This window comes from Sphingobacterium sp. UBA865, assembly GCF_002295765.1.
Classification (GTDB): domain Bacteria; phylum Bacteroidota; class Bacteroidia; order Sphingobacteriales; family Sphingobacteriaceae; genus Sphingobacterium; species Sphingobacterium multivorum.
Genome location: NZ_DBGB01000022.1, coordinates 128,969 through 150,304, shown reverse-complemented (window position 1 = coordinate 150,304; position 21,336 = coordinate 128,969). Strand labels below are relative to the sequence as shown.

18 protein-coding genes are annotated in these 21,336 nt (G+C 40.9%); 7 read left to right on the top strand and 11 right to left on the bottom strand.

Annotated elements, in window-relative coordinates:
* Positions 1-149 precede the first annotated feature (149 nt).
* The gene (locus B2O97_RS12525) at positions 150-671 is read left to right on the top strand and encodes a hypothetical protein (RefSeq protein ID WP_070561469.1); all 522 of its coding nucleotides are present in this window, start codon (positions 150-152) and stop codon (positions 669-671) included.
* Here B2O97_RS12525 and B2O97_RS12520 read toward each other — a convergent pair whose 3' ends face one another.
* The 3 genes from B2O97_RS12520 to B2O97_RS12510 all read right to left on the bottom strand — a co-directional run bounded on the left by B2O97_RS12520 (position 672) and on the right by B2O97_RS12510 (position 4,831).
* A complete protein-coding gene (locus B2O97_RS12520; protein ID WP_070561471.1) occupies positions 672-2,435 on the bottom strand; it encodes an ABC transporter ATP-binding protein in 1,764 nt (587 codons plus the stop codon).
* An 8-nt stretch (positions 2,436-2,443) separates the two neighbouring features.
* The gene (gene truA, locus B2O97_RS12515) at positions 2,444-3,199 is read right to left on the bottom strand and encodes a tRNA pseudouridine(38-40) synthase TruA (RefSeq protein ID WP_083295775.1); all 756 of its coding nucleotides are present in this window, start codon (positions 3,197-3,199) and stop codon (positions 2,444-2,446) included.
* A gap of 330 nt (positions 3,200-3,529) precedes the next feature.
* Positions 3,530-4,831 carry a UDP-N-acetylmuramoyl-tripeptide--D-alanyl-D-alanine ligase gene (locus tag B2O97_RS12510; protein WP_070561473.1) on the bottom strand — a complete coding sequence of 434 codons (1,302 nt, stop codon included), beginning with the start codon at positions 4,829-4,831 and terminating at the stop codon, positions 3,530-3,532.
* 384 nt (positions 4,832-5,215) lie between these two features.
* Between B2O97_RS12510 and uxaC the strand changes: the two genes are divergently transcribed.
* The 5 genes from uxaC to B2O97_RS12485 all read left to right on the top strand — a co-directional run bounded on the left by uxaC (position 5,216) and on the right by B2O97_RS12485 (position 11,541).
* Complete coding sequence (gene uxaC / locus B2O97_RS12505; RefSeq protein ID WP_070561475.1) at positions 5,216-6,616, top strand: glucuronate isomerase; 1,401 nt, start codon at positions 5,216-5,218, stop codon at positions 6,614-6,616.
* Between the two features lie 9 nt (positions 6,617-6,625).
* A complete protein-coding gene (locus B2O97_RS12500; protein WP_236586150.1) occupies positions 6,626-7,651 on the top strand; it encodes a sugar kinase in 1,026 nt (341 codons plus the stop codon).
* Positions 7,648-8,292, top strand: a complete 645-nt coding sequence (locus B2O97_RS12495) for a bifunctional 4-hydroxy-2-oxoglutarate aldolase/2-dehydro-3-deoxy-phosphogluconate aldolase (RefSeq protein WP_070561479.1) — start codon at positions 7,648-7,650, stop codon at positions 8,290-8,292. The genes B2O97_RS12500 and B2O97_RS12495 overlap by 4 nt, the downstream gene beginning before the upstream one ends.
* A gap of 115 nt (positions 8,293-8,407) precedes the next feature.
* A complete protein-coding gene (locus tag B2O97_RS12490) occupies positions 8,408-9,850 on the top strand; it encodes an MFS transporter (RefSeq protein ID WP_376745389.1) in 1,443 nt (480 codons plus the stop codon).
* Between the two features lie 71 nt (positions 9,851-9,921).
* Complete coding sequence (locus B2O97_RS12485; protein WP_204990872.1) at positions 9,922-11,541, top strand: NADP-dependent glyceraldehyde-3-phosphate dehydrogenase; 1,620 nt, start codon at positions 9,922-9,924, stop codon at positions 11,539-11,541.
* A gap of 83 nt (positions 11,542-11,624) precedes the next feature.
* Here the strand turns inward: B2O97_RS12485 and B2O97_RS12480 are convergent, their stop codons facing one another.
* The 3 genes from B2O97_RS12480 to B2O97_RS12470 form a co-directional block, all read right to left on the bottom strand.
* The gene (locus B2O97_RS12480) at positions 11,625-14,033 is read right to left on the bottom strand and encodes a TonB-dependent receptor domain-containing protein (RefSeq protein WP_070561483.1); all 2,409 of its coding nucleotides are present in this window, start codon (positions 14,031-14,033) and stop codon (positions 11,625-11,627) included.
* 138 nt (positions 14,034-14,171) lie between these two features.
* The gene (locus B2O97_RS12475) at positions 14,172-15,842 is read right to left on the bottom strand and encodes a PspC domain-containing protein (protein ID WP_286767497.1); all 1,671 of its coding nucleotides are present in this window, start codon (positions 15,840-15,842) and stop codon (positions 14,172-14,174) included.
* Positions 15,835-16,206 (bottom strand): PadR family transcriptional regulator, encoded by a 372-nt coding sequence (locus tag B2O97_RS12470; RefSeq protein ID WP_286767496.1) that lies wholly within the window; start codon positions 16,204-16,206, stop codon positions 15,835-15,837. The genes B2O97_RS12475 and B2O97_RS12470 overlap by 8 nt, the downstream gene beginning before the upstream one ends.
* 154 nt (positions 16,207-16,360) lie before the next feature.
* Between B2O97_RS12470 and B2O97_RS12465 the strand changes: the two genes are divergently transcribed.
* Positions 16,361-16,747 (top strand): VanZ family protein, encoded by a 387-nt coding sequence (locus B2O97_RS12465; RefSeq protein ID WP_083295776.1) that lies wholly within the window; start codon positions 16,361-16,363, stop codon positions 16,745-16,747.
* A 131-nt stretch (positions 16,748-16,878) separates the two neighbouring features.
* Here B2O97_RS12465 and B2O97_RS12460 read toward each other — a convergent pair whose 3' ends face one another.
* The 5 genes from B2O97_RS12460 to B2O97_RS12440 all read right to left on the bottom strand — a co-directional run bounded on the left by B2O97_RS12460 (position 16,879) and on the right by B2O97_RS12440 (position 21,326).
* Positions 16,879-17,577, bottom strand: coding sequence for a ComF family protein (locus tag B2O97_RS12460; protein WP_115046362.1), 699 nt, complete (start codon positions 17,575-17,577; stop codon positions 16,879-16,881).
* Between the two features lie 40 nt (positions 17,578-17,617).
* Positions 17,618-18,718, bottom strand: a complete 1,101-nt coding sequence (gene rlmN / locus B2O97_RS12455) for a 23S rRNA (adenine(2503)-C(2))-methyltransferase RlmN (protein ID WP_376746079.1) — start codon at positions 18,716-18,718, stop codon at positions 17,618-17,620.
* Between the two features lie 74 nt (positions 18,719-18,792).
* The gene (locus B2O97_RS12450) at positions 18,793-19,374 is read right to left on the bottom strand and encodes a tRNA-(ms[2]io[6]A)-hydroxylase (RefSeq protein ID WP_046673102.1); all 582 of its coding nucleotides are present in this window, start codon (positions 19,372-19,374) and stop codon (positions 18,793-18,795) included.
* Positions 19,375-19,445: 71 nt separating this feature from the next.
* Positions 19,446-20,486 (bottom strand): Atu2307/SP_0267 family LLM class monooxygenase, encoded by a 1,041-nt coding sequence (locus B2O97_RS12445; RefSeq protein WP_201639991.1) that lies wholly within the window; start codon positions 20,484-20,486, stop codon positions 19,446-19,448.
* 171 nt (positions 20,487-20,657) lie between these two features.
* The gene (locus B2O97_RS12440; protein WP_286752806.1) at positions 20,658-21,326 is read right to left on the bottom strand and encodes an AcvB/VirJ family lysyl-phosphatidylglycerol hydrolase; all 669 of its coding nucleotides are present in this window, start codon (positions 21,324-21,326) and stop codon (positions 20,658-20,660) included.
* Positions 21,327-21,336 lie beyond the last annotated feature (10 nt).

Below are 21,336 nucleotides of genomic sequence, written 5' to 3'. Positions count from 1 at the left end.
TATGCAATATAATTGCGATCGAAAAAACAATCAACCTTACAGCTCATTAAACAGCAAAACAATTAAACCCTATATTTTGTTGCATTTTTTTACACGATACCAAAGGGCTTCATTTTAGAAAGTTTTATCTTTGCGAAAAAAAAAATACCATGTTATATATATACGGTGCAACTGCTCACGCTAAAACTGCGGTAGATGTAGCAGAAGATTTAGCGATTGAAATTGGTGGTCTTATTGACAAATCATTGCTCATTGAAGATGTATTCGATTATGAGGTTCAACTTCACCATCAAGTAAAAGGCACGGAGGAAGATTTCTTTATTGCAGTCAAGAACCCAGGCCTTCGCCAACGGATTGTATCGGAAAATGCAGACTGGAATTACCAGACCCTCATCCATCCCAAAGCCTACGTATCAAAACGAGCGGAGATTGGTGAAGGCACCATTATCCTCCCCGGCGCTTCCATCGCCCCCGATGTACAGATAGGCAACCATTGCGTTATCGCCGGTTCTGCTGTTATCGAAAGCAATACCATTATTGAAGATTTTGTCAACATCGGACCAAATGTCTCAATCGGAGCAAACGTTCTCGTAGGGCGAGGTTCAGAGATTAAAGCAAATACACGGATCGAAGATGAAGAAACGATCCCCAAAGAGAGTATAATCGCTTAATTAAATCCCCGCGGAATGAAATTGCAAGTCGTATAGTTTTTTATAATACCCATCAAAAGATAGCAATTCCTGATGCGTTCCAATTTCCTTGATTTCGCCTTTATCCAACACAATAATCTTGTCCGCCTTCTGAATGGTGGACAAGCGGTGGGCAATAACAATCGATGTTCTTCCTTTCATGAGGTTATCGATTGCATGCTGGATCATTTCTTCCGTTTCGGTATCTACTGAAGATGTCGCCTCGTCTAAAATTAGAATCCGGGGATCGTGTACCAAGGCCCGGATAAAAGAAATCAATTGGGCCTGCCCCGCGGATAAGGTTGCACCCCGCTCTTTCACATCATAATCATAGCCCCCAGGTAGTCGCATAATAAAATCATGCGCCCCCACTTCTTTTGCGGCTTCAATGACCTGTTCTCTAGATATCGCTGGATCACCTAATGTGATGTTATTGATGACGCTATCCGAGAAGAGGAATACATCCTGCAATACCGTCGCAATGGTATTTCTCAGATAATCGAGATCATAATCGCGGATATTACGGCCGTCCAACAGAATTTCACCTTTATTGATTTCATAAAAACGGCTTAGAATATTGATGGTAGAAGATTTTCCAGCACCAGTAGCCCCAACTAAAGCCAGCGTCTCACCCGGATTAACGTTAAAGTTAACATCCTTTAGGACCCAGTTTTCCTCATTATAGGCGAACCAAACATCGCGAAACGCAATCTCACCTTTGATGTGTGCAGGTTTCAATGTACCCAAATTTGGGGTCTTTTCATCGGTATCCAACACTTCAAAGATCCGTTCAGCGCTAACCATGCCCATTTGAAGCGTATTGAATTTGTCAATAAGCTCCCGAATGGGCCTAAAGATCATATTGATATACATGATAAAGGCCACCACTACACCCGGAGAGATCACATCACCCATAATTTGTTTGGAACCGAACCAGACCAACAATCCCAAAGCAATGGCCATGATAATTTCCAAAACAGGGAAAAAGATGGAGAAATACCAATTGGTCCGAATATGGGCATTACGATGTTGCGCATTAATTTCCTTAAATTTATCCATTTCCTGCTTTTCACGCGCAAAATATTGGATAATACCGACGCCCGTAATGTGTTCCTGCAAAAAGGTATTTAAGTTAGAAACCCATTTCCGCACATCGATAAAGGCAGACTTCATCGCCTCTTTAAATACGTAAGTCGCTGCCACCATCAAAGGCATCGGAATTAAAACAATCAATGTCAGCTTCCAATCGGAGTAAAACATCACAACCAGAATAACGACCAACTGTAATAAATCACCGATAATCTGAATCAAACCTTCAGAAAAAATATTGGAAAGAGTCTCCAAATCAGAGATGGTACGGGTAATTAATTTTCCCAGTGCTGTGCGATCAAAATACTTCAGCCTGAGTTGAACAATGTGGTTAAATACCTGAATCCGAATATCACGGATAACCGACTGCCCCAGAGTATTTGTCATTAAGGTATGGTAATAACGGATCAAAGTCTGCAGGATGACCAATGCCAACATTGCAATCAGCATGAGGGACAATCCATTGGTATCGAAGTTTAGGATATAGTTATCCAGCGTATGCTGGATTAGCATAGGTAAAGCGGGGGCTACTGCAGCCAGCAATATCGTTAGGACGACCGATATCCAAAATGCCATATGATATGGACGCATATAGCGACTCATGCGTTTCACCAAATTGATATCGTAGGTTTTACCAGTTATTTTATCTTGACTCACGTTAAATTCTATATATAAGGATATGCTACTTCTGTTAAATACAACCCATGTGCCGGCACGGAAACACCTGCCTTCCCCCGGTTTTTGCTTTGGATAACCTCTTGCATAAATGAAACAGGTTTACCTTTTATGCCTATTTCCAACGATGTACCCACAATAGCACGGACCATATTGCGCAAAAAGCGATCAGCGGTAATATGAAAGACCAAATGTTGTTCGGTATGCCATACCCACTCGGCTCTACGAATATCGCAAATATTTGTAAACACCTGCGTATGAGACTTACTAAAGCATTCGAAATCTTGTTTACCCAATAAAAATTGTGCAGCTTTATTCATCTTTTCAACATCCGGACGATCGCGCATAAAACATGAATAGGGATAGATAAAAGGATCTTTATAAAAATGAAGGTGGTATTCATAGGATCTTTGCGTCGCATCGAAGCGAGCATGTGCTTCGGGTTCCACTTCGATCAGGCGCTTCACGGCCACATCAAAGGGCAATAGTGCATTGAGCGAATGAATAAAACGATCAGCTTTTTGTAGAATACCCACAGGGGCTGCATCGAAATGTGCATACAATTGCTTGGCATGAACACCTGTATCTGTACGGCCAGCTCCAGTTGTTTCAATGGGTTCCCGCAACAGGGTTTCAAGCGCCTTATTCAGCACTTCCTGCACGGAAATTGCATTGTTCTGAATTTGCCAACCATGATAAGCCTGTCCAAAATAGGCTATTTCTAAAAAAAAACGTCTTTTATCCATTATAAGCAACAAAGGTACGTTTTTCCAAATGAGCATCATTTCTCCGTAGAACGAATTTGCTCATTTTCCTCATTATTTAATCCTTACATGACAAAACTGTTTGTTTTGCACTTCTTTTCGCTCGACGCTACTGGGCGAGTCGTTCGGGATTCAGTGGAGCGAAGGTTTCCGCAACATCCTATCAACTTCGTCCCGCAACCACGGTAAGTCCACAGTGAGTCCACGTTGAGTCCACCTTTTTAAGTACATTCAATGCGGGAGCACCATGGTCGCCATATGTTCGCACCCCGAACTTATCCCCTCGTTGTGCATAGCATAAAGCTAAAAAGGCTACAGTAGTTCGACCAGATTTTCAAAGGCCATACCCCTTGACGCTTTCAATAAGACCGTGCTGTCCACAATAGGATTTTCGCTGATTGCCTGTTTTGCTTCGGCAGTAGTTTCATAAAACGCTCCACCCTCATACCGATGTGCGAAAAATTCTTTTCCTACAAAAATTTTGCGATCTGCAGGAATAGCTCTTACGTTCTCGACAATTTTTTTATGTTCTTCAAATGATTCTGTCCCCAATTCAAACATATCACCCAATACAATAGCCTTCTTATCCGCTTCAATAATCCGAATATTATCCAATGCAGCAGCCATGCTTGTTGCATTTGCATTATAATAATCGCAGATTAGCGTATTTTGGGCAGTTTTCATAACCTGCGAACGATTGTTCGTAGGGGTATATCCTTCAATACCCCGATTGATTGACGCAGAAGAAACGCCAAAATGCAAACCTACTGCAATAGCTGCAAGAAAGTTTTCGGTATTATAAGATCCTGTTAAGTGGGTATCGACAACATGAGATTCGGTCGTACCTTTCTTGTGCCATTCAATTTGCAAGAGGGGATTTGCCCTAAGAAGCTTTCCAATCACATCATTACCTTCAGAAAAACCATAAGTGACAATGTTGGCTATCTTGCGGGCGGAAGCCATCTCTTTAAGATGTGGGTTATCTGCCTGCAAAAATAATATCCCTTGATGGTCCTGCAGCCAATCGTACAGCTCGCCCTTGGTTTTCTTTACTCCTTCAAAAGATCCAAAACCTTCTAGATGTGCTTTGCCAACGTTAGAAATCAAACCATGTGTCGGTTCGGCAATCCCACACAAAAAAGCAATTTCTTCCAAATGATTTGCCCCCATTTCGATGATTGCTAGCTCAACAGAATTATCTATGGCCAATAATGTCAATGGAACACCAATATGATTATTCAAATTTCCTTTTGTTGCATAGGCCTTGTATTTCTGCGAAACAACAGCGTACAACAATTCCTTTGTCGTGGTTTTTCCATTGGTTCCCGTCACTCCAATAACTGGAATATCCAATTGCTGTCTGTGGTAATTCGCTAGTTGCTGTAATGTTTTTAAAACATTATCAACAAGAATATACGCTTCTCCTTTTCGGTAGGTCTCGTCATCAATAACAACATATTTAGCACCCATTTCAAGCGCTTTCTCGGCGAAAGTATTCCCATTGAAATTGGCCCCTTTTAAGGCGAAAAATAGACTATCTTTTTCAATTTTACGTGTATCTGTTGTAATATTCGGATACTGTTTATAAATCTGATAAAGTGATTGGATATCCATGTTGAGCAATTTGTTGAACAAACTTAGAGAAATTGCTTTTTATATGCAATACAATTACGCTTTAGCAGATCATATTATTCGGGACTTATTCAAAATTTCAAGCAATCTGCGATAGCGAAAACGTGCTTAGAAAACGTAGAAAATGCGGTATAACCCGATTGCCTTAAACGCTACCGATAACGTTTGCGCATTTATTTTATTGAATTTCCTTTAAGTATGACCTGAATATTGGTAATTTCATTGACCATTTAAACAGTTTGGGAAATTCAGGCGACCGTACTTTCACCCCTTTTTGCATTTTTTATGTCCGATTACTTCAGCAATAAAAAGTTTGACAAGCAAAAGAGGATAGAAAACAGATGAACCTACAAATCAATACATTGTATGAAAACTTTTTTAGACGACAACTTTTTATTGAACACAAAAACGGCTGAAGAGCTGTACCATAATTATTCAAAACATCTGCCGATTATTGATTACCATAATCACCTAATCCCGGAACAGATTGCAAATAATGTCAAGTTTGATAATATTAGTCAGGTTTGGTTACATGGTGATCATTACAAATGGAGGGCCATGCGTGCCAACGGTGTCAACGAACATTATGTGACCGGAGACGCTTCAGATGAAGAAAAATTCATCAAATGGGCAGAAACTGTCCCCTATACCTTACGTAATCCACTACACCATTGGACGCACCTTGAATTACAACGCTATTTTGGCATAACAGATGTATTGTCTCCAAAAACCGCGGCCAAGATCTATGCAGATACCAGTGCTTTACTGCAACAAGATAGTCATTCTGTCCGCGGACTACTCAAGATGATGCATGTTGAAGTCGTTTGCACAACAGACGACCCAATCGATAGTCTGGAATTTCATCAGCAGTTTGCGAAAGAGCGTGAATCATTTAAAATGCTTCCGGCATTTCGTCCGGATAAAGCAATGAATTGCGATGACCTGCCTGCATTGAACCAATACATCAATAAGCTTGAAGAAGTCAGCAATATGCAGATAAGCAGTTTAAGCGACTACCTCAAGGCCTTGAAAGCAAGGCACGACTTCTTTGCGACCAACGGCTGTAAAGTCTCAGATCATGGTTTGGAACAGATCTATGCTGAAGATTACACCGAAACTGAAATCGCATTCATCTTTGATAAAATTCGTGCAGGCAAAGAAATAACTTTTGATGAGAGCCTGAAGTTTAAATCGGCCATGTTAGTCTATTTTGCAGAATGGGATCATGAAAAAGGCTGGGTGCAACAATACCATTTGGGCGCTTTACGTAACAATAACTCCCGCATGCATCGCTTGATCGGTCCTGATACAGGCTGGGACTCCATTGGGGATTTTAGTCAGGGACGTGCATTATCAAAGTTTTTGAATAAATTAGATAACCAAGATAAGCTAACCAAGACAATTATCTATAATCTCAATCCAGCCGACAATGAACTTATTGCGACAATGATTGGGAATTTCAATGATGGTTCTATCAAAGGAAAAATTCAGTTTGGTTCAGCTTGGTGGTTTTTGGACCAAAAAGACGGCATGACAAAACAGATTAATACCTTGTCGAATATGGGCTTGTTAAGTCGTCTTGTAGGCATGTTGACCGATTCCAGAAGTTTTCTTTCTTTTCCAAGACATGAATACTTCAGAAGATTGGTCTGTGACATCTTTGGACAGGACATCGAAAAAGGAGAAATACCAAATGATATCGAATGGGTCGGGAAAATCATACAGGATATCAGCTACAATAACGCAAAAGAATATTTTGAATTTTAATAAATGAACATGCAGGGTAAAGTTTTAAGCTTTGGGGAATTGCTGTTACGGATCTGTCCGGATATTGAAGACAATTGGATTGAACAGCACCAATTGCCTTTCTACGTTGGAGGAGCAGAATTAAATGTCGCTACAGCTTTGGCCCTATGGAACGTGCCATCATCCTACTTATCTGCGATACCGCAAAATGCCATTTGTGAAGGTATAGATGTCTATTTGAAACGTAGAAACATAGACACATCGGCGATGCAATGGGGCGGAGAGCGCTTGGGCATTTACTATCTCCCCAAAGGTAAAGATCTTAAAAATGCGGGGGTTATCTACGATCGCGCCAATTCATCTTTTGCAAGCCTCAAAGTCGGCAGTATTGATTGGGACAAAGCCTTGAAGGATGTGAAATGGTTTCACTTTTCGGCAATTTGCCCAGCAATTAGCCAGGATATTGCAGACCTCTGTCTTGAAGCTGTGCAAAAAGCACAGGAAAAAGGAATTTTTGTGTCCTTAGACCTTAACTACCGATCGAAGCTTTGGAAATATGGTAAAACACCGAAAGAGGTTATGCCTCGGATTGCCAAGTACTGCAATTTAATTATGGGCAATATATGGGCCGCGCATCAGATGCTGGGCACGCCGCTTGACGAACAATTCTTAACAAACACGTCAGGATACACCGAAGAAGAGTTACTCGCGCAAGCAGATCGAACCAGCCGAGAAATCATTGCTTCCAACCCCATGTGCCAGTATGTCGCCAATACCTTCCGTTTTGACCACCATACCAAAGGGATAGAATACTACAGCACATTATTTGATAAAGACCGTTTGATCAAATCCACAACCTATATAGCGGAAGAGATTTTGGATAAAGTAGGAAGTGGCGACTGCTTTATGGCGGGTCTGATTTATGGATTGTATTCCAACCTTTCGCCGCAGGAGACGCTAGAATTTGCAACAAGCGCGGCATTCGATAAACTATTTATCGCCAGCGATGCAACAACAAGTACAGTGGACGATATTAAAAAGAGATTAACAACATGAATTTAAAAGAGATTGTATTAAATAAAATTATCGAACAAGGAACACTTCCTTTATTCTTCCATCATGATCAGGAAGAAAGTATCGATATTCTACGAACATTATACCGAGCGGGTGTACGCGTTTTTGAATTTACAAATCGTGGCCCCGAGGCGTTGGCTGTTTTTGAGCGCCTTGTTGCAACGAGGGACCTTGAGATGCCAGACCTCTACTTGGGTATTGGCACCATCAAATCGGTGGACGATGCACAACAGTTTCTCCAGGCCGGTGCTGATTTTATTGTGGCACCCTTAGTGAATCCTTTGGTTGGCTCGCTTGTACATGAGCACCATAAGTTGTGGATTCCGGGCTGCATGACACCGACCGAAATCTACACGGCTCAACAGCAACAGGCCGCATTGATAAAATTATTCCCTGCAAATATTTTGGGACCAGCATTTATGTCATCTATTCGGGATCTTTTTAAAGGTCAGAACTTTATACCAACGGGGGGTGTAGACATCGAAATAGAAAATCTAAAAGCATGGTTCAGGTCAGGTGTATGTGCGGTAGGTATGGGCAGTAAACTGATTGATCCAAAGGACACCAGCAATTTATTCGAAAATACACAAAAAGCACTTGATCTTGTCTCAAAAGCACGTTAAAAACAATAAGATTGCTTGTATGCCTTCCACGAGCATCGTAAAAGGAAGGCATACAGCGTTCATTATTCGTCATTTGAAGCGATAGGTTCAAGAAAAATAAACAATTAAACCCATTATGATTAATACAGAGAAAAAGGGTAATTACCGTTGGGTAATCTGTGCCCTCCTATTTTTTGCTACCACAATCAATTACTTGGATCGCCAGGTATTATCCTTAACCTGGAAAGATTTTATCAGCCCTGAATTCCACTGGACAAATACGGACTATGGAAATATTACCGCTTTATTTTCTATTTTTTACGCCATCAGCATGCTTTTCGCGGGACGTTTTGTCGATTGGATGGATACAAAAAAAGGTTTTCTATGGGCGATTGCTATTTGGTCCATTGGCGCCATATTACATGCTTTTTGTGGTATTGCAACCTCAGGAATTGTCGCTGGCGAGTGGTTTGTTGGATTTGAGGGTGCAAAAGAAGCTATTTCTCATGTGAACAATGTCGGTTTAATCATCAGCGTTAGTGTAAACTTATTTATTTTCGCCCGGTTTGTATTGGCTGTCGGTGAAGCTGGAAATTTCCCAGCTGCCATTAAAGCGACCGCAGAGTATTTTCCAAAGAAAGATCGTGCATTGTCCACCAGTATTTTCAATTCAGGGGCAACCATAGGAGCATTGGCTGCTCCATTGACCATTCCGGTCATCGCAGCACACTGGGGCTGGGAGATGTCTTTCATCATAATAGGAGCCCTTGGGTTTGTCTGGATGGGTTTCTGGATCTTTCTTTATAAAAAACCGCACGAGAATCCAAAAGTAAATGCGGCTGAATTGGCTTACATTCACCAAGATGACCATGAACACCAAACGGAGCATTCTGCCTTAACAAAACAGCCCAAAACCACCATAGCAGAATGCCTCAAGTACAAGCAAACCTGGGCCTTTGTCTTCGGAAAATTCATGACCGACGGCGTCTGGTGGTTCTTCTTATTCTGGATGCCAGCCTATCTATCAGCCGTTTACGACATAAAGTCTTCTGATACAGAAGGGCAATTGGCCATATTTGTTTTATATGCGATCACCATGCTGTCAATTTACGGCGGCTGGTTGCCGACGTATTTTGTGGAGAAAAAGGGAATGAATGCCTATGAAGGTCGAATGAAAGCTATGTTGCTGTTTGCTTTCGTCCCATTAGTCGTACTCTTTGCACAACCCTTGGGGCATATTTCCTATTGGATACCCGTTATTTTAATTGGTTTTGCAGGTGCGGCACATCAATCGTGGTCGGCCAATATTTTTTCCACTATTGGCGATTCTTTTCCAAAACGCGCCATTGCCACTGTTACAGGAATCGGCGGGCTTGCGGGCGGTGTAGGAGCCTTTATTATCAATAAAACTTCGGGCTGGCTATTCGACTATGCCAAAGAGACTCAACTTGTCTTTATGGGTTTCAAGGGAGAAGAAGCGGGATATTTTATTATTTTTTCGTTCTGTTCAATCGCATATTTAATTGCATGGATTGTAATGAAAACACTAGTACCTAAACTTATTTTAATAAAAAATTAACAAATATTGTAATATTTACAGTATATTAGCAATATCTTTATAAATATCAATCTAAACCACTTTTAAAAACAATGAGCTTAAACTTAGAAGGTATCTTCTACGAGGAGAAAGACATTCCCGCAGAATTTACGCTAGACGAACAGGTCGATCAAAGAGAGTTCCTTTCCAATGGAGAAATGATTTCTTGGACGGGTCAAGTAAACGAAGTATTTTCACCTATCTGTGTAAAGACTAAGGACGGCTTGAAACGTAAGCGCATCGGTAGTTTCCCTGTTTGTACTGAAAAAGAGTCCATGGAAGCCTTGGAAGCTGCTGTAAAAGCATACGACAATGGCCGTGGAGAATGGCCGACAATGAGCGTTGCCGATCGTATTACTTGTGTTGAAAATTTCACACAAAAGATGATTGCCAAGAAGGACATTGTTGTCAAGCTTATTATGTGGGAAATTGGCAAATCCTATGCTGACTCTGTTAAGGAGTTTGACCGTACGGTAGAGTATATCTACGCAACGATCGACGCATTGAAAGATATTGACCGCGATTCTTCCCGTTTTCAGATCGAACAAGGTATTATAGCCCAAATCAGAAGATCTCCACTAGGAGTTGTTTTATGTATGGGACCATTCAACTATCCATTGAATGAAACCTTCACAACGTTGATCCCTGCTTTGATCATGGGGAACACGATGTTGTTCAAACCACCTAAACATGGTACATTATTACATTACCCTTTATTAGAGGCTTTCAAAACAAGCTTCCCGAAAGGCGTTGTCAATACAATTTATGGTCGTGGAAACAAGATCGTTCCAAGTCTTATGCAGTCTGGAAAGATCAATGTGTTGACGTTGATCGGTTCAAGCCGTGTTGCTGACGAACTTAAGAAATTACATCCTAAAGTTAACCGTCTACGCGCAATTCTTGGTCTTGACGCAAAAAATGCGGCAATCATCACGAAGGATGCCGATTTAAATCTTGCTGTTTCTGAAACCGTACTGGGTTCTCTTTCATTCAATGGCCAACGCTGTACCGCACTTAAAATTATCTATGTACACCGCAGCTTGGCACAAGAGTTCCTAAAACGTCTTTCTGCGGAAGTTGCTAAATTAAAGTATGGTATGCCTTGGGAAAAAGGCGTGTCTTTGACACCTCTTCCAGAGGTTAACAAACCAGCTTATCTGACGGAATGTATCGAAGATGCAAAAGCGTATGGTGCAAAGGTGATTAACGAAAATGGCGGACAAGTAGCAGAATCTTTCTTCTACCCAGCGATCGTTTATCCGGTCAATTCTCAAATGAAACTTTACAGAGAGGAACAATTTGGTCCAGTTATCCCTGTTGTGCCATTTGATGACCTTGAGGAACCTATCGAGTACCTGATCGGCTCTTCGCATGGACAGCAGGTCAGTATCTTTAGTAACAATGCGGCTGTTGTGTCGTCTTTAATCGATCCATTGGTCAATCAGGTAAGTCGTGTCAATATCAACTGCCAATGTCAACGTGGTCCAGATACCTTCCCTTTCACCGGAAGAAAAGATAGCGCTGAGGGAACATTATCCGTTGTGGATGCTTTGCGTTCATTCTCGATACGCTCCCTGGTCGCGGCAAAGTTCACCGATGAAAACAAGAAATTGTTGAATGACATTGTTAGTGAAAATGAATCGAACTTTTTAAGTACCAAATACATTTTCTAATAGCATTGTCTATAAAAAAAAGCGACACCGCAGGATGATTTAGATCATCTCGCAGTGTCGCTTTTTTTAGAAAATTCAAGGGCCTATTGCGCTCTTTCTTTCTCCTCATTACTTGTATCTTTCTTACGATAGTTGTTTTTTAAATTTCCGAATTTATACGAATAGGTCAATCGAACCACGCGACGATCTTGGTATTGCCTGATACTGGAGTCAAAATCGCCGAAATTGGTTTTCAGATTCTGATTCCCTGTATTAAACAAGTCGCTCACCGCCAGCTTCAACGAACTACGTTGATCTTTAAATGTCTTGGTCGCTCCTACCTCCATATCCCAACGGGCCTTCATATCGTATACATTATAGTTGAACGGCGAGAAATACCTCAAATTGACATTAGCGGACAGACTTTTCGCCAGTTTTAAATTGTGCATCGATGTAGCCTGCAAAAGAAAGGAGGTCCTTTTCAGCGGATAACCACTCACCATGCCATCAAAGTTAAAGTGGATGCCTGTAATATTGTTATTCATGCTCCAAATCTTGGATACCGTAACCGGGATGTTCAGATTCAGATAAGCCGTCAAATTTTTACCTAAATTTTCACGTATAACCCACGTTTGTTTTAGCACCGAATCTTGCCCCATGCTCTCTACAATCGCATCCCGCACGTCGTTAATACCCAATGTCACATTATAACGTTGCATCAAGGTATAGTTTAGGGTGAATTCATTGGAAAATTGCGGATTCAGGTAAGGATTACCACGTTCAAAGGTTAGTTTATCAATAAAATAATCAAAAGGATTCAACTGTCGGTAATTAGGACGCGTGATCTTCCTTGCGTAACCTAAGGAAAGGATATGATTCTCATGGAGTGTATACGTCAGATTTGCATTCGGAAAAAGTTTAAAGTAATTCCGTTTCACTTGCTTATTTAAGGTCAACGAGTTCCCGTCAGAAAATGTATATTCTCCCCTCGCGCCGACCTTCAGGCCCCATTTCCCTATGGTATTATTATAGTCTATATATCCAGCGGCGATCTGCTCCTTATACACAAAATGATTCGTACGCTTTTCATTATTAATCCAGGAATTGTTCAAAAAGTCTTCAAAGGTTAAATCGTTATCCGACGTAACGTTAGAATATTTAGCCCCCATCTCAAGCTTGGAGACCTTAGATAGCGGTTGTTCATAATCCAGTTTGGCGACATAGATATCGATTCCGATAGGCATTCTACTGCGTTGGATCTCTTCGGGCGTAATCGCATTCATCTGACCATCAAAATATTGGTTATTATAACCTACGCGTTTGCTGCTTTTGAATTTACTCCAATCCAGGTCAAGGGTAAGTTTTCTGCCATTCGAATCAATTCTAAACTCATTGTTTAAATTAGCGGAGTAACGATCAAATAATTCTTTGAACTGCGATGTTGAAATCAAAAGCGAATCCAATGTTGTAAAAGACTTTCCTACATTGGTTTTACTATCGTTATCGTTGTATTCGATATTATTCGATCCATTAAACTGCACGGTTAAGGTGTTTCTGGCCGATGTCCTTTGCTCAACACCGAAGCGATAGGAATGGTTCTGTTCCTTTTCGTCCAATATCGACCTTTGTTTAAAATAGGTCTTTTCACCTTTATTCTGAATAACACGATCAAGCAGAAGCTTCCGGTGGCTTTTTTCATCCGAATACGCATACGATCCAAATACTGTCGTATTGTTCTTCTTATAGTTTAAGGATAAGGAGCTATTCCCTCTGAATTTTTCTCCCCTCCCTGCCGTCATGTTAAAGGTTCCGTTAAAACCTTCCATCCGATTTTTTTTGAGGACAATATTAATTGTACCCACTGCTCCCTCAGCGTCATCTTTTGCTGCACGCGTAGTAATCACTTCGACGGACTTAATCTGATTGCCATCCGTACTCTTCAAAAAATTCACCAACTGTTCACCGGACATATAGGTCTGCCGACCATCGATGGTCACGGATACACCAGATTGCCCCATCAACTGTAGGTTATTATTGTTATCTAAACTCACTCCAGGAGCCCGCTGTACAATATCTAAGGCATTATTCCCTGCGGCTAAAGGCGAATTTTCCACATTTAAAACCAGTTTACCGGGCTTGCTTTCAACCATCGGCCGCTTACCCTCTACGGCGACCTCCTGCAATTTTCGTGTATCCGTGTTCAGCAGGATCGCCGGGACCTTGTGGTCTGATTTGCTGATATCAAAAACATTGCTCTTATTGGTGGTATACCCGACCATTTTCGCCTCGACATAATAACTTCCAGCTTGTATATCCGAAAATTGGTATTCTCCATTTTCATCAGTAACAACGGCTTTCAGAATGACAGTCGTCTTTGCCTTCATCAGATAAGCAGTTGCCGAGGCCAAAGGCACATTATTTTCCACATGTACTTTTCCTGTAACTTTCACTTGCGCATAGGCAAATGAAGTAATTAAAAAATTTAAGAGTAAGAGGTAAAAATATCTTTTCATTCGTTTATAAATAGGTGTAATAGCATTTACTTTTAATGGTATTAAATAGGCTTATAACACGAAGGTCAGTACTGATTTTCGATTGGTTATAGCGGTAATAATTTGTCTTCCGCCTTCAGGCGGAAGACTTGGTTTATGTTATTTCTTTTTTGTCTCTATGGTAACACCATCTTTTTTGAGATTAATAATGGTATCCCGACGGATGACAACAGACGTATCATGTGCAACTACCTCATTCCCCTCAGTGGCTGTTTCGTCACTGCCATCTGACTTTTTGGGCGGCAAGGCACATTTCAACCCAAGTGATGTAACTACAAATTCGACTTCTTTTATATCCCTTAGATCTTCACTATAACGGTCACGACATTCGTAAAATGAAATATCCCTTAATTTATCTTCCAAATTATCATTAATGATCAACTTGGTACCTACTGGGAGAAACAACGTAATATTGACTTCTTGATCCCGATAGAGCTCACCTTCATTCAATTGGAACGCATTGTCAAATGTTAATGATGTACTATCTTGTCTCAATGCATAGTTAATTTTACCAGCTCTATCCGTTGCGACTTTATAAGAATTTCCTTTAGCCGAATACTCATACCGTACATAAGGTTCCTGTAGGGAGTCGATACGTTCGACACGGATACGAATATTACGTCGCAGATAGGTCGAAAGGTTTTCATTCCTGATCCCCAAACCGCTTTTTACGCCATTTTTTAAGCGGATTACCCGAATATCATTTTCATTTAAGTAATAAACAGCTTGTTTTTGCAGTGGCTTCTCTTCAACAATCGTACTAGATTCTTTGAATTCCTTTGCTACCGATGTAGCGTAGTAGATGATACCGCCTATCGATGCCAACCAGACTAAAAACAAGGTGGTTGTCAAATAGTTGTTCATTGGTTTTTTCTCGAAGAGAACACGGAGAAGCAAATAGAACAAGCCGGCAAAAGGGATAAAAATGGCCAAGAAACCCGCGATCAAAGCGAAAGGTACATCGCTCGGATTCATGAGGTAGAAAGGACCAGAATCGTCCATGACGTCAGGAATTACGTTCACAATAGCCAGTGCAAAGAAGATAAGTCCAATGATCAATCCGATGAGCGTTAACCCGACGATAATAACAAAGAATACGCCGATAACTTTCACAAAGACCTGCAATAATTTAGCAACACCATCTCCGGTGCGGTCCATTCCCCTCGAGAACGAGTCCCTTACCCCGCTCATTTCTTCATCAAAAGAACGTTTGAAGTTCTGAATATTCGGTGCTTCACCACGCATTTCCATCTTATCTGCACGGGTTACAGCGAGCGGCATTACGATCCATAGGATAACATAGACCAATACGCCCGATCCACCGATCACAACAAATAAAGCAAAGAGTAAGCGTACCCATTTCGCCTCAATACCAAAAAAGTGCCCCAATCCGCTACATACTCCACTGAAAACTTTGTCATCGGGATCGCGCATCAGCTTCTTCCCTACTTTAAAACCATCTGCATTTGGCTGGCGCTGAAAAGACGCATAACCATCCTGATCCTCAGACTCGAAATCGCTGACGCTCCCCATTTGCTCGATAACGGCATTAACATCGTCCATATTCAGAACTTCTTTGCTGCCAGCCTGAATCTTCTCGGTAAACATTTCAGAAATACGATTTTCGATGTCCTCCAAAATCTCCTTACTATCTTCCGATTGTCCAAAGTGCTTCTTTATATCAATCATGTAGGAGCGAAGCACCTCATAAGCATCCTCTTCAATATGGAAGACGATACTATTTATGTTGATAATTATTGTCTTATTCATCGTTATTATCTTTAACTGGTTTAATTGAATCATTGTTTCTACCCACCAATGACGTGTTTACAGCAAACACGAGCTCATTCCAGGTAACATCTAGTCGCGAAAGGACTTCTAACCCTTCTTGGGTAATTTCATAATATTTTCTAGGCGGACCTGAAGTTGACTCCTTCCATATATAGCTTAACAGTCCATTGTTTTTTAGACGTGTTAGAAGCGGATATAAGGTTCCTTCCACAACCAATAATTGAGCTTTCTTCAGTTCGCTGATAATATCGGAGGCATAAATTTCTCCTCGAGAAATTATGGATAGGATACAATATTCAAGTATCCCCTTCCTCATTTGGATTTGTGTATTTTCAGCTATCATAACAATACAAAGATATATGTATTTTATGGTACCATGCAATACATAGTACCATATAAAACAAAACAATATAACTAAACAACTGATTTACAGTGAAATAATTTTTAAATAAATAATATTTTTATTTCTATCAGGAAATTTTTGGATATTTATCGCCATGATTAAAATCTTATTAGACTATAAGTGGTGTTTTATTTGGGCCATAATAGTTATTGTTTTATGCACCCTCCCGGGCAATAATTTTGATGCAGTTCCCGCCTATCCAGGTATGGATAAATTAGTCCATTGTGGGATGTTCTTTGTTTTCTGTACATTGCTATACAACGGTGTAATCCAGCAATTCCATGGTAAACCGACCCGTTGGCTTCCAATCTTTGTCGTTTCCATCCTTGGTTTTTTATTTGCAGGACTGACAGAGTTACTTCAGCTTTATATTTTTACGTATCGCAGCGGTGACTGGTGGGATTTATTTGCAGACAGCATCGGAATCGGCATGGCAGGATTTGCCTATCTCCTAAACTATGTCAACCGACGTCGCAAATAACGTGTTGAATTCGTTTTGACCTAGTCATTACTATTGAAGGCATGGCCTGCTCGTAATAGTGGTTACCGTAATTATTGAAATTCGCTTTATCCGGACGGAGAAGGGTATAAGTTATGGGATAGACTTTCGAACTAGGCTCTTGCCAGCGTAGCAACAGATACCCTGCAATCAACTGCATCTAAGAGTGTCAATGCTGCTGAAACAACCGTTGCTCCCGTGGTCAATACATCGTCAACCACAAGGATATGTACGTTAGCCGGCAACATAGTGCCTTTGTAATCGAAAATATCACTTACATTGTCGTACCGGTCGATCCGCCCCTTACCCGTTTGGCTCATTGTCGCTTTCTTCCTGACTAAAATATCTTCCCGCAAGGGGATTCCCATTGCTCTGGACAACCCTCTTCCGAAGTAAGTGGATTGGTTGTAGCCTCTTTTTCGGAATTTGCTACGGTGCAATGGCACAGGAACAATACAATTGATATCCTGATAGGCCTTTATTTTGATTAATTTTAAGCCGTATAGATAACCAAAATATTCTGCAAGAAAAGGTTGGTTATTGTATTTAATCTGATAAATGAGGCGCTCTACGCGACTATCCTTTTGCAATAATAAGAATGAACAGGCCTCTTCCACAGGAGCTTTCCCCCAGAGCTGTCTTGCGGTATCATTATCCGAATATTCGTGAAAGTTAGTATAAGGCAAATGGAAATCGCATGCTGTACAGACAAACTTTTCCTGATATTTTAGCACACAGCCGCAACAGCCACATTCCCTTGGAAAAAATATGGCTATAAAATCGCTAAAAACCTTATTTAATTCGGATTTCATCTGGTTAATTCCCTATTAAAGATAGGAACTATCCTTCAGATTATGCTTCGGATTCCTCTTTTTCCTTATCTTTAATTGCTAATTGTCCGCAGGCTGCATCGATATCTTTACCACGGCTACGTCTCACATTCGTGATGATACCTTGGCTTTTTAAATAATTTGCAAATACCTCGATTTTATCTGCTTCAGCATTCAGGAAATCGGCCAGTGCGATAGGATTGTATTCAATCAGGTTGACCTTACAAGGAACATGTTTACAGAACTTGGCCAGTTCTTTTGCATCCTCCAACTCATCATTGAAATTGTTAAAGACAATATATTCAAATGTAATTGGGCTCTTTGTTTTCGCATAAAAATATTTGAGTGCTTCTGCCAATGCTTTCAGTGAGTTCTGCTCATTGATAGGCATAATTTCATTCCGTTTTTTGTCATTTGCCGCATGCAAAGAAAGTGCTAGGTTAAAACGTACCTGATCATCACCCAATTTCTTAATCATTTTTGCGATACCCGCTGTGGACACCGTGATCCGCTTGGCGGCCATATTCAATCCATCTGGCGCTGTAATGCGCTCAACAGACTTCATCATATTGGCATAATTCAACAAGGGCTCGCCCATCCCCATATAAACGATATTTGTCAGTGGCTGCCCATAGTGCTCTTCGGCTTGCTTGCTGATAAGAACGACTTGATCATAGATCTCATCGGCATTAAGGTTCCGTTTACGGTCCATATAACCTGTTGCACAGAACTTACAGGTTAAGCTACAGCCCACCTGTGAGCTGACACAAGCGGTCATTCGTTCCGGAGCAGGTATTAACACCCCTTCAATGATGTTGTTGTCATAGAGCCAAAAACTACTTTTAATTGTTTTATCTGAGCTGATCTGAGATTCTTTGACTGTAACTGCATTGATCGTAAAATTCGCTTTCAGCTTCTCACGAAGGGGCTTACTCAAATTACTCATCTGATCAAAATCTACGCAAGATTTCACCCAAATCCATTCATAAATCTGCTTCGCACGAAAGCCCTGCTCCCCCAACGCGGTAAGTTGATCTTTGATCTGATCCAAAGACAAACTCCTGATATCTATTATTTTACTTTTTTCAATCACGGTACAAAGATAAGAATAAATAAGTGACAAAAAATCCCGTTCTAAGAAATAGAACGGGACAACTGTTATGTATGTGTTTTAAAATAGGTAGGAGCGAGGTTCAATTAGCCATGAATGGCTTCTTTACTTCCGTACGACTGAATTAGCTTCCCTTCAAATTCCAACCACTCCTTCCAACGCTTTTCTACGTCGACGTCTACGGAATATTTGCGTGCAAAATTTAGAAATGTGGTGTAATGATTTGCCTCAGACACCATTAAATCATAGTAAAACTTCGCAAGATCTTTATCTTGAATATTTTGTGAAAGCACTCTAAAACGTTCGCAGCTACGGGCTTCAATCATCGCCGCGAATAATAAACGGTCAATAAAAGCCATATTTCTACTGCCATCCTTTTTAGAGAATTTCATCAATTGACCGACATAATCATCTTTCCGTTCACGACCCAAGGTATAGCCACGTTCTTTGATGATATCAATAACCATCTTAAAATGTTCCATTTCTTCGATTGCGATTGCTGTCAGCTCATGCACCAAATCTTCGTGTTCTGAGTTGTTGGTAATTAAGGATATGGCATTTGAAGCAGCCTTTTGTTCACACCAGGCATGATCTGTCAAAATCTCTTCTAAATTTCCTTCTGCAATGTTTGCCCATCGCGGATCTGTCAACAACTTTAATCCAAGCATCTTACTCTCTAAAATGATTTACGACACAAAGGTAGCGAATATCTCAGCGTTAAAAAAATGATAATCGCTCTTTAGGCATCTTTATGAAGAGCCTTTCGAATTTCAGGTGCTATTTTCTCACCAAAAATCTCTATAGAACGCAGCATTTCTTTATGCCCAGGGGCGCCCACATCCATATGTGCAGAGAAGCGTGTCAATCCAAATTTCTCCTGTATTTGCAATATTTTATCTACGGCATAAGCAGCATCCCCAACAATAAGGTGTCCTCTGGAAGACCTTCCGAAGTCATATTGTGTGCGTTGGTATGGCGGCCATCCACGACTTGCACCGATACGATCCATCTGTGCCGAATAAATCGGATAATAGTAGTCTGCTACCTGCGCGTTGTTATCGCCAAAGAACGCATGCATGTGTACTCCGACCTGAAAATTAGCCATATCATGCCCATTATCCTCATATGCTTGACGGTACATGTCAAATAAATGATCGAAGCTTTCATACATCCCGCCGATGATGGCAAACATAACCGGTAAGCCCAACTTTCCGGCACGGATCACAGAAGATGTTGTGCCACCTACTGCAACCCAAATCGGTAGTGATCCATTTTTAGGTCGTGGGAAAACTTCCTGATTGATTAATGGTGCTCTAAAATTACCGCGCCAAGTTATCGGATTTTGCTTGTTCAGGCGAAGTAAAAGCTCTAGTTTCTCCTCAAACAACTCGGAATAATCTTTTAGATCATAACCAAATAAAGGGAAGGATTCAATGAAGGATCCTCTTCCTGCCATGAGCTCAGCACGTCCATCGGATAAAAGATCGACGGCTGCGAAATCCTGAAATAATTTAACCGGATCGGCAGAACTTAATACCGAAACTGCACTGCCCAATTTAATATTTTTGGTAACGGTAGAAGCCGCAGCCAAGATAATTTCGGGTGCTGCAACCGCATAATCTGCACGGTGATGCTCCCCTATTCCAAAGAAATCCAATCCTACTTGATCCATAAGCTTGATCTCTTCGATAATTTCTTTCATTCTATCTTGTGCTGCCTGGATTTGACCTGTAACAGGATCTATCCTCGAGTCGCCAAACATTCCTATTCCTAATTCCATTTTTATCTATTTTATAAGTCATTCAAAAGTAACACCTTCTTTCCCTGAATTATTTGATCTAGGATAAGAAAATGATACCGCACCATACCCTGGATCACAAAAAAATAAAGAGCTGTCTATTTGGTCGCCTACTTGATCTGACCATCAACAAAGTTATACTAGGCTCCTCGGCTAAAAGAGTGCAACAGTATTCTTCGCGACCTGGTCTGCATTGCCACTAAAATGATGCCCGCCGGAGAGGTATTTTTTTGTAAAATTCTTAAGTGTTATCTTCTGTATCGGGAAATCAGCTTCATCATCACCAAGAATAACGCCCGTTTTGACTGCACCCATTCGATTGATTTCCGCGATCACGTCAAGACTCCGTTTTGTATTACTCCGACCCAAAATATCCGCTATATGAATCTCCAAATCTGTTGACACAGATGGTTCCAGCAGGACAACACTCTTTAGGTTCTTCTTAATGACGGGATCCAGGCGATTAATAATAAAAGGAACCGCGTCTGCGCCAAATGAATACCCCACTACAAAAAGATGCATATTTTGCCGTGCTAAGAGTACGTTTTTCAGTGTATTCGAAACATCGGCAGCAATCTCACTCGGGCTTTTCTTCTTCCAGAAATAGGTTTTCGAATCGATCGCTGCTACAGTATATCCTACTCCAGCAATCAGCTCACAAAGCTTGTTAGAGAATGAATTAAATCCACCATCGCCACTCAGATAGAGAACCAAAGGTAATGCAGCTTTATTGTTCCAATATTTCATGTCAATCAAACGCTGTTGTGCAAACGCATGAAACGCCATGCCAGCAATTATTAATAAGGTAGCTATTTTTTTCATCTGTACAGCA